The organism is Actinomadura sp. NPDC048394, from assembly GCF_040651755.1.
GTDB lineage: Bacteria > Actinomycetota > Actinomycetes > Streptosporangiales > Streptosporangiaceae > Spirillospora > Spirillospora montaniterrae.
Genome location: NZ_JBEZJL010000051.1, coordinates 19,471 through 31,109, shown reverse-complemented (window position 1 = coordinate 31,109; position 11,639 = coordinate 19,471). Strand labels below are relative to the sequence as shown.

11 protein-coding genes are annotated in these 11,639 nt (G+C 76.0%); 3 read left to right on the top strand and 8 right to left on the bottom strand.

Annotation, left to right across the window (positions count from 1 at the left end; all coding sequences use genetic code 11):
- Window positions 1-23: 23 nt before the first annotated feature.
- The 5 genes from AB0C78_RS32250 to AB0C78_RS32230 are packed head-to-tail and all read right to left on the bottom strand — an operon-like array spanning window position 24 to window position 6,412.
- Window positions 24-1,229, bottom strand: coding sequence for a glycosyltransferase (locus AB0C78_RS32250; RefSeq protein WP_360755228.1), 1,206 nt, complete (start codon window positions 1,227-1,229; stop codon window positions 24-26).
- 8 nt (window positions 1,230-1,237) lie between these two features.
- On the bottom strand, window positions 1,238-2,233 hold the full coding sequence (locus AB0C78_RS32245) for a glycosyltransferase family 4 protein (RefSeq protein WP_360755226.1): 996 nt from the start codon (window positions 2,231-2,233) through the stop codon (window positions 1,238-1,240).
- A complete protein-coding gene (locus AB0C78_RS32240; RefSeq protein ID WP_360755223.1) occupies window positions 2,230-3,258 on the bottom strand; it encodes a glycosyltransferase family 9 protein in 1,029 nt (342 codons plus the stop codon). The genes AB0C78_RS32245 and AB0C78_RS32240 overlap by 4 nt, the downstream gene beginning before the upstream one ends.
- Complete coding sequence (locus AB0C78_RS32235; protein ID WP_360755220.1) at window positions 3,255-4,775, bottom strand: HAD-IIIA family hydrolase; 1,521 nt, start codon at window positions 4,773-4,775, stop codon at window positions 3,255-3,257. Before AB0C78_RS32235 ends, AB0C78_RS32240 begins: the two co-directional genes overlap by 4 nt.
- A complete protein-coding gene (locus tag AB0C78_RS32230; RefSeq protein WP_360755218.1) occupies window positions 4,772-6,412 on the bottom strand; it encodes a carbamoyltransferase C-terminal domain-containing protein in 1,641 nt (546 codons plus the stop codon). The genes AB0C78_RS32235 and AB0C78_RS32230 overlap by 4 nt, the downstream gene beginning before the upstream one ends.
- 273 nt (window positions 6,413-6,685) lie before the next feature.
- Here AB0C78_RS32230 and AB0C78_RS32225 point away from each other — a divergent pair, with 273 nt between their 5' ends.
- Window positions 6,686-7,573, top strand: coding sequence for a glycosyltransferase (locus AB0C78_RS32225; RefSeq protein ID WP_360755215.1), 888 nt, complete (start codon window positions 6,686-6,688; stop codon window positions 7,571-7,573).
- Between the two features lie 17 nt (window positions 7,574-7,590).
- Complete coding sequence (locus AB0C78_RS32220) at window positions 7,591-8,418, top strand: glycosyltransferase family 2 protein (protein WP_360755212.1); 828 nt, start codon at window positions 7,591-7,593, stop codon at window positions 8,416-8,418.
- A gap of 38 nt (window positions 8,419-8,456) precedes the next feature.
- Here AB0C78_RS32220 and AB0C78_RS32215 read toward each other — a convergent pair whose 3' ends face one another.
- Window positions 8,457-9,887, bottom strand: coding sequence for an MFS transporter (locus tag AB0C78_RS32215; protein ID WP_360755208.1), 1,431 nt, complete (start codon window positions 9,885-9,887; stop codon window positions 8,457-8,459).
- Window positions 9,888-9,989: 102 nt separating this feature from the next.
- Between AB0C78_RS32215 and AB0C78_RS32210 the strand changes: the two genes are divergently transcribed.
- A complete protein-coding gene (locus AB0C78_RS32210) occupies window positions 9,990-10,871 on the top strand; it encodes a helix-turn-helix transcriptional regulator (protein WP_360755205.1) in 882 nt (293 codons plus the stop codon).
- On the opposite strand, the gene AB0C78_RS32205 is transcribed toward AB0C78_RS32210, so the two are convergent.
- A complete protein-coding gene (locus AB0C78_RS32205) occupies window positions 10,872-11,192 on the bottom strand; it encodes a DUF6343 family protein (protein ID WP_360755203.1) in 321 nt (106 codons plus the stop codon).
- Window positions 11,189-11,632: a YbhB/YbcL family Raf kinase inhibitor-like protein gene (locus AB0C78_RS32200; RefSeq protein WP_360755200.1), complete on the bottom strand. Its 444-nt coding sequence runs from the start codon at window positions 11,630-11,632 to the stop codon at window positions 11,189-11,191. The genes AB0C78_RS32205 and AB0C78_RS32200 overlap by 4 nt, the downstream gene beginning before the upstream one ends.
- Window positions 11,633-11,639: the final 7 nt, after the last annotated feature.

Genomic DNA, 11,639 nt, shown 5'->3' with positions numbered 1-11,639 from the left:
CCGCATGCCCTCGCTTCGCTCGGTCATGCGGCCACCCCGCTCAGCGCCGCGGCGCGCTCGTAGACGCCGGCCGTGTCGGCGGCGACGCGCGCCCAGGAGTAGCGCTCCCGGGCCCGGTCGCCCGCCGCGAAGCCCATCGCGGCGCGGCCCGCCGGGTCGTCCAGCAGCGCCCGGATCGCGGCGGCCGCCGCCTCCGGGTCGCGCGGCGGGACCAGCACGCCGGTGGCGCCGTCCACGACGGTGTCCAGGTGGCCGCCGACGGCGCTCGCCACGACCGGGACGCCGCACGCCATCGCCTCCAGCGGGACCATGCCGAACGGCTCGTACCAGGGCAGCGTCACCACCAGGCTCGCCGACCGCAGCAGCGGCGGGACCTCCTCGCGGCCGAGCCGGCCGAGGAACTCCACCCGTCCCGCGACGCCCGCGTCCCGCGCGACGCGCCGCAGCCGCCGCACCTCCGCGTCGCCGTCCAGGTCGCCGCGCGGCGGCCCGCCGGCGACGGCCAGCTCGGCGTCCGGCAGGTGCGCCAGCGCCCGGATCGCGGTGTCCACGCCCTTGCGCTCGACGAGCCGCGACAGCACGACGAGCCGGTGCCGCTCCCGGCCGTCCGAGCGGTGCCCGTCCGGGGTGAACAGCCCGAGGTCGACGCCGCAGGGCACCACCGAGATCCGCTCGCGCGGCACCTCCATCGCGGTCAGCTCGGCGACCTCGTCGGCGCAGGTGGCGATGACCGCTTCGGCGGACAACCCGATCGCGCGCTCCAGTTCCAGGCGCGACGCGGGGCTCGTGTCCTTGCCGCCCTGGTGGCGCCGCTTCACCGTGCCGAGCGCGTGGTACGTCTGCACCACCGGCACGCGCCGCGCCAGGGTCGGCGCCGACGCCTGGAGCGCGGCGAGCCCGCTCATCCAGAAGTGCGCGTGCGCCACGTCCGGCGGCTCGGCGGCCCAGCGCTGCTCCAGGTAGAGCCCGAAGTCGCGCATCCACGGCAGCAGGTCGTCCTTGGCGATGCGCTCGGCCGGGCCCGCGGGGACGTGCTCGACCGTCACGCCGGGCGCGAGCCGCACCCGGCGCGGCAGGGCGGGCGCGTCCCGCCGCGTGTACACGGTGACGTAGTGGCCCTGGCGGCCGAGCTCGGCGGCCAGTTCCGCGACGAACACGTTCTGGCCGCCGCCGTCCGCTCCGCCCAGCCCGCCCTTGGCGGCCAGCGGGCTGGCGTGCTCGGAGATCATGGCTATTCTCATCGCGTTACCTCCGTGAGAGTTCGCTCCCAGTCGCGCAGGAACCGCGGCAGGCCGTAGCGTTCGACGGCGTGGGCGCGCGCCTCCTTGCCCATCTGGCGGGCGCGCGGCGGGTCGGCGGCCAGGGTCCGCGCGGCGTCGGCCAGCGTGCCGACCCGCGTGGACAGCACCCCGGCCTCCGGCGGCACCGCCTCGACCGCCTCGGTGGTGGCGAGCGCCACCACGGGCAGGCCGAGCATCATGGCCTCGATCAGGGCGAGGCCGAGCGAGGTCCACCGGTAGGGATGGACGTAGACGCGGCGGCGGGCGAGCTCCTCGTGCATCCGCGCCTGCGGCAGGTCCTCGAACGTCCACAGGGACTCCGGCGCGATGCCGAGCGCTTCCGGGACGCCCGCGACGTTCATGCCGAACAGGTCCAGGGGGACGGCGCTCGCCAGCCGGGCGAGCAGGTCGGTCCCGGCGACGCGCCCGCGCCGCAGCGGGTCGTTGATGACGACGCCGGCGCGCGGCATGTCGCCGGTGCAGCGGTAGCCGGGGTCGACGATCCCGTGCTCGATGACCGTGGTCGGGGCGCGGCCGCAGTTCCAGAACAGCTGGTTGAAGTGGGTGACGTGCACGACGGGGATGTCGTCGCGGTCGTGCAGGAAGTGGCGGCTGTCGGGGACGACCTCCTCCGGCAGGCTCGCGTCCGAGGGGGTGCGCCGGGGGGTGTCGTGCTCGACGTAGACGGCGGGGACGTCGCGTCCGGGGCGGCGGCCGAGCCATTCCTCGGCGAGCTGCAGTTCGTGGGGGCGCTGCAGGACGACGACGTCGACGTCCTCATGCCGCAGCCGCTCGGGCGTGACCTCGACGGCGCGGTCGGGCCAGGTGAAGGTGTCGGGGCGTCCCTTGCCGTCGGGCCCCTTGCCGGGAGTGACGGGGACGAGCGTGGTCTGCGGCCCGTGCACGAACGACGTGGCCCACGAGCCGTGGACGTGCCAGAGCAGGACTCTCATCGGGCGGGTTCCTCCTCCGGGGGTGTGCCGCGCGGGTCCGCGGCGATGACCTCGACGGCCGCGGCGACCTCGTCGGCGCCGACCGACGCCAGGCACGGGTGGCCCTCCACGGGGCACACGCGGGCGCGGCTGTCCTTGCAGGGCGCGCCCTGGTCGCCGAGCAGCGCCATCGGTACCCCGAACGGCGCCCACCGGGCGGCGGGGACGGTCGGCGCGAACAGCGACACGACGGGGGTGCCGACGGCGGCGGCGAGGTGGGCGGGGCCGGTGTTGCCGGCGACGACGGCGCGGGCGCCGTGCAGCACGGACGCGAGTTCCGGCAGGGCGGTGCGGCCACCGAGGTCGAGGCCGTCCTCCCCGGCGACCAGCGCGGTCAGCTCCTTCTCCTCGCCGTGCCCGGTCACCACGACCCGGTGGCCGGCGGCGCGCAGCAGCCGGACGGCCTCGGCGCACCGCTCCGGCGGCCAGGCCCGCGCGGGGACGGACGTCCCCGGATGCACCACCACGTAGCCGGCGCCGCCGGTGAGGTGGTCGGTGTCGGGCAGCGGTTCGCGCACCCGGAGCCGGGTGTCGGCGGGCGCGGGGAACCCGGCGTCCTCGGCGAGGGCCAGCATCCGCAGCGGTTCGGGCACGTCGCCTTCGGGGCGGTGCCGCAGGTCCAGCAGGGAGCCGGGGTAGTCCTCGCTGATGCCGCCGATCCACGGGGTGCCGGCGAGCCGCAGCAGCAGCGCGAGCGGCAGCGGCGACTGGTGGAAGGAGGTGAGGATGAGCGCCCGGTCGAAGCCCGCCAGCTTCGCGACGGCCGCCTCGATGTCGGCCCGGTCCACCGGGTCCGGTTCCGGGTCGATCCAGGGCGCGCGCCACTCGATGACCTCGTCCACGCCGGGCAGCAGGTCGGCGGCGGCGCGGCCGCGCGGTCCGCACAGCAGCACGACCTCGTCGGCCCGCGCCGCGACCGCCCGGACGGCGGGCCCGGCGAGCAGCACGTCGCCGAGGTTGTCCTGGCGTGCCAGCAGCACCCTCATCGCGCCCGCCTTCCGCCGAGGACCAGATCGACGGCGGCGCCGAGGTTCGGTGCCGTCTCCAGCGCCCGCGCGATCTCCGCGGGCCGGGTGCGGACGGTCGGCACGAGGATGCCCCGGGCGCCGGCCGCCGCCGCGGCCTCGATGTCGCGGCCGATGTCGCCGATGACGGCGCAGTCGGACGGCAGCGCGCCGAGCCGCCGCACGGCCCGCTCGATCATCCCGGGCCGCGGCTTGCGGCACTCGCAGCCGTCGTCGCCGTCGTGGGGGCAGAACTCCCACACGTCGATGCGGCCGAGCAGCTCCTCGACCCGCGCGTTGACGCGCCGGACGTCGCCGGCGGTGATGCGCCCCTTCGCCACCCCCGACTGGTTGGACACCACGCCGATCCGCACGCCGTGCCGGCGCAGCCGGTCCAGGGCGCGCCGCGCGCCCGGCATCGGCTCGACCAGCGCGGGGTCGCCGTTGTACGGGACGTCGCGGATGAGGGTGTCGTCGCGGTCGAACAGCACGACCCACGGCCCGGCCCACGGCCGGGCGTCGCGGTGCGTCAGCAGGCCTCTGATCCGGTGCGCGACGGCGGCGGGCGGGATGACCGCGCTGGTGACCGCCATCTTCAGCACCTCGCCGGGCGTCCGGGGCCCGGGCCGGACGCGCTGGAGCGCGAACCGGGCGGTGGAGACCGCCCAGGCGCCCGCGGCCAGCGCCGCGGCGGCCGTTCCGGCCCGGCTCCCGCGCGACGCGGCGGGCACGGCGGCCAGGGCGGCGAGGCCGGCGGCGGTCGTCAGGACGTGCCGGCGCAGCAGGCCCCTGCCCTCGCCCGCGCGGGCCCGCCAGCCGGAGCCGTGGACCCGCCACATGAGGACGTCGTCGGCGTTCCCGGCCTGGGCGCGGACCGAGGCCCAGAACCCGGCCGGACGCACCGGATGCGTCACGTGCCGCTCGCCCCGCACCAGGTCGTGCCCGGCCGCCAGGGCGCGCAGCGCGAGGTCGGCGTCCTCGCGGTAGGCGCGGCGGAACCGCTCGTCGAAGCCGCCCAGCTCGGCGAGGACGCCGCGCCGGTAGGCCATGTCGGCGGTGATCCAGTCGGCGTCCGCGAGCCCGGCGGTGCCGCGCTCCCAGTCGGTGGGGCGGCGGCCGTCCGGCGCGGGCACGGTGACGCGGCCCTGCGAGCCGGCGACCTTCGGCGGCAGCCCGGCGAGGTCGGCGGCGAGCCGCTGCGTCCAGCCGGCGTCGGGGACGACGTCGTCGTCCAGGAAGGCGACCCATTCGGTGGCGGCGGCGCGCCACCCGGCGTTGCGCGCGGCGGCCGGTCCGCGCCCGCCGGAGCGGATCACCCGGATCCGCCGCCCGCCGGAGTCCGGCAGCGGCAGCGGCGCGCCGTGCGCGGGCCGGTCGTCCACCACGATGATCTCGTGCGGGGCGGGCTCCGGGCCGCCGGCGATCGAGTCCAGCAGCGCCTCCAGGACGGTGCGCAGGCTCGGCCGGCCGATCGTCGGGACGACGACGGTGCAGCTCATCGGGCGTGCACCTCCCGGCGGCGGACGACGAACGGGCCGATCGCCAGCAGGTCGACCGGCGCGGAGCCGAAGCACTCCAGCGCGTCCCGCGGGTCGTCCACCATGGGCCGTCCGGCGGTGTTGAGGCTGGTGTTGACGACGACCGGCAGGCCGGTGCGCAGCCGGAACTCCTCCAGCAGCCGCGCGACGAGCGGCTCGTGGCCGCTCGCGACCGTCTGGATCCGGGCGGTGCCGTCCACGTGGACGACGGCGGGGATCCGCTCCCGCCACTCCGGGCGGACGCGATGGACGAACAGCATGTACGGGCTCGGGATCGGGCCGTCGAAGATCTCGGCGGCGTGCTCCAGCGCGACCATCGGGGCGATGGGACGGAACTGCTCGCGGCCCTTCACGTCGTTGAGCCGCTCGATGTTGGCGGCGTGGCCGGGATGGGCGAGCAGCGACCGGTGTCCAAGCGCGCGCGGGCCGAACTCCGAACGTCCCTGGAACCAGGCGACGATCTCGTTGCGGGCCAGCGCCTCGGCGACCGCCGCCGCGACGTCGGGCGGACGCTCGTACGGCACCTTGGCGGTGTCGAGGTACCGCGCGATCGAGGCGTCGTCCCACTGGCGGCCCAGGTCGGCGCCGGGCATCGCGGTGACGGCGTCGCCGCCGTCCTGCGCGAGGTGCAGCGCGGCGCCGAGCGCGGTGCCCGCGTCGCCCGCCGCGGGCTGCACCCAGATGTCGTCGTAGGGCCCGTCTGCGGCGAGCCGCGAGTTCGCCACGCAGTTCAGGGCGACGCCGCCGGCGAGCATCAGCCGCCGCGAGCCGGTCCGCCCGTGCAGCCACGTCACCAGGTCGAGCAGCACCTCCTCCAGGCGCGCCTGGACGCTCGCCGCGAGGTCGGCGTGGTCGCGGGTCCACTCGCCCTCGGACGAGCGGGCCTTGGCGAGCGCGCCCCAGTCGATCGGCGCGACCGCGAAGCCGCCGTCGCCGGTCGCCCGCACGTGCTCGCGCAGCTCTTCCAGGAAGCGCGGCTCGCCGTAGGACGCCAGCGCCATCACCTTGTACTCGTCGCTGGAGCGCAGGAATCCGAGGTGCTCGGTGAGGTCCTCGTACATGAGGCCGAGCGAGTGCGGCAGCCGCTGCGCGTGCAGCGGGGTCAGCTCGCCGCCGGAGTACGTGCCGGCGAGGTGCGAGTGGGACTCGCCCCGGCCGTCCAGGACGAGGATGTCGCCGTCGCAGGGCCGCGGCGCGGCCAGGGCGGCGGACGCGGCGTGCGCCACATGGTGCGGGACGTACCGGACGATCCCGGGGTCGAGCCCGGGCAGGGCGGCGGCGAGGAAGTTCGGGGCGCGGCGCGCGTACAGGGTCCGCAGCCTCTCCCACTGCTCGTCGTGGCCGTCCAGGCCGGGTTCGACCAGGCCGGGATCGTAGGAGTAGGCGACGGCGTCGAGGTCGCCGGGCTCGAGCCCGGCGCGCTCCAGGCACCAGCGGGCCGCCTGCTCCGGTGGTTCCCAGGCGGAGAAGGCGACCGGCCGTTTCCCGTGCTTGCGGCGGCTGAAGCGTTCCTCCTCCGCCGCGGCCACGACCGTCCCGTCCACCACGAGGGCGGCGGCCGGGTCGTGGAAGATCGCGTTGATTCCGAGCACGCGCATGTATGAGCCCCGTTTCGGCGCAGCGTTCGGTGGAGTGGCGATGCCGTCCGTCGTGGGCATCGGCCCGGGGATCTCGAAGGGAGCGAATCCCCTATAGGTGATTTCGTGCATTACCGGGAAGTCCGGCTCTAAACACTGCGCCGGAAAAAGTGCCTGGTGAGCGAACTGGCAGTTCAAATGGGGTTTACGTACGTCGCGATGCCTGCGGGGGTTTGTTGGCTTTCGAGCCGAAAGCCGGACATGGACGCGGGGGCGGGGGGTACGGGGCGTGCCATGCGCTGCACCCTCGTCGTCATCACCCGGGACCGCCGGCGCTCGCTGCTGGCGACGCTCGCCCGGCTGCGCGCCCTGCCCGGGCCGCCCCCCGTCATCGTGGTGGACAACGCCTCGCGGGACGGGACGCCCGACGCCGTCGCCGAGGAGTTCCCCGCCTTCCGGCTGATCCGGTCGCAGCGCAACCTCGGCGCCGTCGCCCGCAACCTCGCGGTCGACCACGTCCGCACCCCGTACGTGGCGTTCTGCGACGACGACACCTGGTGGGAACCGGACGCCCTGCCGCGCGCCGCCGATCTGCTGGACGCCCACCCGCGGCTCGCCGTGGTGACCGGGCGGATCCTGGTCGAGCCCGGCGGGCGCGAGGACCCGATCGTCCCGGAACTGCGCGACTCGCCCGTCCCGGGGCCGTCCTGGCTGCCCGGGCCCGCGCTCGGCTCGTTCCTGGCGGGCGCGTCGATGCTGCGGGCCGAGGCGTTCCGGGAGGCCGGCGGGTTCTCGGCCCGGCTGTGGCTCGGCGGCGAGGAGGAACTGCTCAGCGCCGACCTGATGGCCCTCGGCTGGCACCTCTGCTACGCCGAGGACGTCGTCGTGCACCACGAGCCGTCCCCGCTGCGCGAGGCGCACCTGCGGCGCCGGCACGGCATCCGCAACACGCTGTGGTTCACCTGGCTGCGCCGCCCGCTGCCCGTCGCGTTCCGCCGCACCGCCGGGCTGCTGCGCACGCTGCCGCGCGACCGCGTCACCGCCGGCGCGCTCGCCGAGGCCGCCGCCGGGGCGCGCTGGGTCGCCCGGGAGCGCCGCACGCTGCCGCGCGACGTCGAGACCAGGCTGCGCAGCCTGGAGGAGGCGCAGCGGACCTCCAAGGCGCGCCGGTACGTCAGCTGATGGGAGCGGGGGAGAGCATGCCCGACGTCACGATCGTGGTCGCGACCCGCGACCGCGCCGCCGAACTCCGCCACAGCCTCGGCCGGCACACCGCGCCGGTCATCGTGGCCGACAACGGCTCCGCCGACGGCACCGCGGAGGTCGCGGAGGCCGCCGGCGCGCGGGTGCTGCGGCTGCGACGCAACCTCGGCGCCGCCGCCCGCAACGTCGGCGTGCGGGAGGCGGCGACCCGCTATGTCGCGTTCGCCGACGACGACTCCTGGTGGGCGCCGGGAGCGCTGGAACGAGCCGTGGAGATCCTCGACGCCCACCCGCGGACGGCGCTGCTGGCCGCCCGCGTCCTCGTCGGCGAGGACGAGCACCTGGAGCCGGTGTCGGAGGCGATGTCCCGGTCGCCGCTCGGGCGGCCGGACGGCGTGCCCGGGCCCGCCGTCCTCGGCTTCCTCGCCTGCTCGGCCATCGTCCGCCGCGACGCCTACCTCGACGCCGGGGGCTTCTCCGACGTGCTGCACTTCGCCGGCGAGGAGGAGCTCCTCGCCCTCGACCTGGCCGCCGCGGGCTGGGACCTCGCCTACGTCCCCGAGCTGGTCGTGCACCACCATCCGTCGCAGAGCGGCCGGAACCCGTCGGCGCGGCGCCGCCGGGAGATCCGCAACGGGCTGCTGACGGCCTGGCTGCGCCGCCCACTCCCGGCCGTCGCCCGGATGGCCGCCGCGGCGCTGGGCAGCCGCGACGGCCGGGCGGGGCTCGCCGACGCGGCGCGCGCGCTGCCACGGCTGGCAGGCGAGCGTCGCCCCCTGCCGCCCGCCGTGGAGGCCGCGCGCGCCCGGCTCACCGCGTACTGAGGCTCCGCGTTGAGGCTCCGCGTAAGGCGGGGAGCGCGTCAGGCGTCGCGGGCGGCGGCCCGGCCGCGGGCCAGCAGCACCGTGAACGCGGTACCGGCCAGCGCGACCGCCCCCAGCGCCCACCCGGTCGCGTACTCGGCGTGCCGGGTCGAACCGCTCGACTCCGCCGCGGTCAGGAACAGCGTCCCGATGGTCGCGACGCCGATCACCTGGCTGATCTGCATCAGCGTCAGCAGCAGCCCGCTGGCGTCCGCCGCGTCCGCGGCCGGGACGTGCTCCAGCCCCACCGTCATGATGATAGACATGACCCCGAGGCCGAACCCGATCACCGCGGTGAGCGCCTCGTACGCGACGCCGCCGCCGGCCAGCGGGCCGACGCACAGGTAGCCCGCCGCCGCGATCGCGAACCCCACCGGGATCACCCGCCGGTGCCAGCGGACGGGCAGCCGCTGCCAGTTCAGCCCCACCAGCGCGAACGCGGCGACGCACGGCACGAACGCCAGCCCCGACCGGAGTGGCGACATCCTCAGGTCGCCCTGCAGGTGCAGCGTCGTCGTGAACAGGAACGAGCCCCACGTCCCCGGCGCCAGCATGAGCGCCCCGCAGGCGGGCAGCAGCCGCGGCGCCCGCAGCACCCGCGGCGAGACCAGCGGCCGGCCGCCGCGCGCCGCCACGCCCCGCTCCACCGCGACGAACGCGGCGAGGAACGCGGCGCTCGCCGCCAGCGAGAACCACCCCCACAGCGGCCAGCCCAGCTCGTGCCCGAGGATCAGCGGGACGACGAACAGCAGCACGGCCGGCGACAGCGTGAGCAGCCCCCGCAGGTCGAGGTCCCCGCGCCGCGCGCCGCCGCCGTCGCGCGGCAGCAGCCGCGGCCCGGCCGCCAGCAGCACCGCGCCGATCGGGACGTTGACGAGGAACACCGTCCGCCAGCCCGCGCCGAACAGGTCCGCGCTCACCAGCAGCCCCCCGGCGGCCTGGCCGACGACCACGCCGCCCGCGATCACCGCCGAGTAGAAGCCCAGCGCGCGCGCCCGTGCCGCGCCGGTGAAGTTCCGCTGGATCATCGACATCACCTGCGGCGTCATCAGCGCCGCCCCGGCGCCCTGCAGGAACCGGAACCCGACCAGCGGCCAGGTGGACGGCGCCAGCCCGCAGGCCAGGGACATCACCGTGAAGGCGGCCAGCCCGGCGTGGTAGGTCCGGCGGTGCCCGGCGATGTCGCCGAGCCGCGCCCCCGTGATCAGCAGCACGGCGTAGGTGATGGTGTAGCCGGCGACGATCAGCTGCAGTCCCGCGCCGGACGCGTGCAGGTCCGCCCGCATCGTCGGCAGCGCCACGTTGACGATGTTCACGTCGAGGATGGCCATGAACTGTCCCAGCAGCAGGAGGCCGAGGACGAGGCCTCCGGGACCGCTCCGCGCATCCCGCTCGGGAATGACCCCGCGCAGATCGGTTGTCTGTGTCATGGGAACGACACTGGCGCCGATCCGGTACCGGTAACGAGAGCCCCTTGATACTGGTACTGGCAGCACCTGGTAACGACCCCGCGCGAAGGGCAGGCTGGAACCGTGACGACGACCGGAACGGCGACCGGGCGCAGGACGTCCCGCCGCCGCACCGAACTGGCGGAGTTCCTGCGCAGCAGGCGCGAGCGGATCACCCCGCACGAGGTCGGCATGCCGCCGGGGCAGCGGCGCCGAACGCCCGGCCTGCGCCGCGAGGAGGTCGCGCAGCTCGCCGGGGTGGGCGTCACCTGGTACACCTGGCTCGAGCAGGGCCGCCCGATCAACGCCAGCACCCAGGTGCTGGACGCCGTGGCCCGCACGCTGCGCCTCGACGGCGCCGAGCGCGAGCACCTGTACCGGCTCGCCGAGGTACCGGAGGCGGAGCCCCCGGACGAGGCCCGGCAGCTGCCCGAGGACATGCAGGCGATCCTCGACGAGCTGCTGCCGCTGCCCGCGGCGGTGTGCAACGCCCGCTCGGACGTGCTCGCCTGGAACGCCGCCTTCACGGCGATCTTCCCGTGCCTGGAGACGTTTCCGCCGTGCGAGCGCAACACGATGTGGATCACGTTCACGACGCCGTCGTGCTGCAACCCGGTCGGGAACATGGCCGAGGAGATGCCGATGCACGTCGCGGTGTTCCGGTACCGCTACAGCCGGCACATGAACGAGCCGGGCTGGAAGGAGCTGGTCCAGCGGCTCCAGGCGGCCAACCCGGAGTTCGCGCGGCTGTGGGCCGAGCACGAGGTCGCCCTGCCGGGGCCGCGCGTGAAGGTGTTCCGGCACCCCGTGGTCGAGGAGATCCGCACCCGCACCACGAACCTCGACATCACCGGGTCGGCGGGCGCCCGGCTGGTCGTCTACACGCCCACCGACGACGAGAGCCGCGAGCGGATCTCCTGGCTGCTGGCCCACCCCGAGCTGGCCGCGCCGTCCCACCGGCACTGATCAGCGGCCCCGGGCGCGGCGCGCGATCACCGCGAGGTCCGCCGCCGCGATCGCGGCGACGATCACGCAGACGACCGCCGCGCCCCAGGCCGACCCGCTCCCGTCGCGGTTCGCGACGATGCCGAACACGATGGCCGCCGCGACCGCCGCCACCAGCGCGACGCCCGACAGGACCGCCCGCAGGCCCAGCGCGCTCCGGGCGGTCAGCGGCTCGTTCCCTGCCGGCTCCTTGACCGGCTCCCGGTCCTCGTGGCCGTCGTGGCCGTCGTGGTCCTCGCGGCCGCGGTCGTCGTCGTCCGGGCCGGGGCTCCCCGCGGTCACCGGGCGAACGTGCCGACGAGCGTGCCCGACGCCACGACCTTGTCCTCGACGGCGTCCCGCAGCTCCTCCGCGGTGAAGCCGTCCCGCAGCCCGGACGGCTCCGACAGCCCGTACAGGCGGAAGAAGTAGCGGTGCGGGTCGTCGCCGGCCGGCGGCTTCGGCCCGCCGTAGCCCTCCGTCCCGTAGTCGTTGCGGCCGAGGACCGCGCCGGTCGGCTGCTCCCCGGCGTCCAGGCCGGTGGTGACGGGGTCGATGCCGGCGACCAGCCAGTGCGCGAACGTCCCGACCGGGGCGTCCGGGTCCTCGCAGGCCAGCGCCAGCTCCACCACCTCCTCCGGGACCGGCGACCACTCCAGCGGCGGCGACACGTCGCCCCGGTCGTGCGAGTACTCCGACGGCATGAGCGTGTGATCGTCGAATGCGGCACTGCGCAGCGTCATCTCTTCC

What these genes read in the sequence shown, in the direction of transcription:
- AB0C78_RS32250 (WP_360755228.1), bottom strand. Translation starts at nt 1,229, where the DNA reads ATGATCTCCGAGCACGCCAGCCCGCTGGCCGCCAAGGGCGGGCTGGGC.
- AB0C78_RS32245 (WP_360755226.1), bottom strand. Translation starts at nt 2,233, where the DNA reads ATGAGAGTCCTGCTCTGGCACGTCCACGGCTCGTGGGCCACGTCGTTC.
- AB0C78_RS32240 (WP_360755223.1), bottom strand. Translation starts at nt 3,258, where the DNA reads ATGAGGGTGCTGCTGGCACGCCAGGACAACCTCGGCGACGTGCTGCTC.
- AB0C78_RS32235 (WP_360755220.1), bottom strand. Translation starts at nt 4,775, where the DNA reads ATGAGCTGCACCGTCGTCGTCCCGACGATCGGCCGGCCGAGCCTGCGC.
- AB0C78_RS32230 (WP_360755218.1), bottom strand. Translation starts at nt 6,412, where the DNA reads ATGCGCGTGCTCGGAATCAACGCGATCTTCCACGACCCGGCCGCCGCC.
- AB0C78_RS32225 (WP_360755215.1), top strand. Translation starts at nt 6,686, where the DNA reads ATGCGCTGCACCCTCGTCGTCATCACCCGGGACCGCCGGCGCTCGCTG.
- AB0C78_RS32220 (WP_360755212.1), top strand. Translation starts at nt 7,591, where the DNA reads ATGCCCGACGTCACGATCGTGGTCGCGACCCGCGACCGCGCCGCCGAA.
- AB0C78_RS32215 (WP_360755208.1), bottom strand. Translation starts at nt 9,887, where the DNA reads ATGACACAGACAACCGATCTGCGCGGGGTCATTCCCGAGCGGGATGCG.
- AB0C78_RS32200 (WP_360755200.1), bottom strand. Translation starts at nt 11,632, where the DNA reads ATGACGCTGCGCAGTGCCGCATTCGACGATCACACGCTCATGCCGTCG.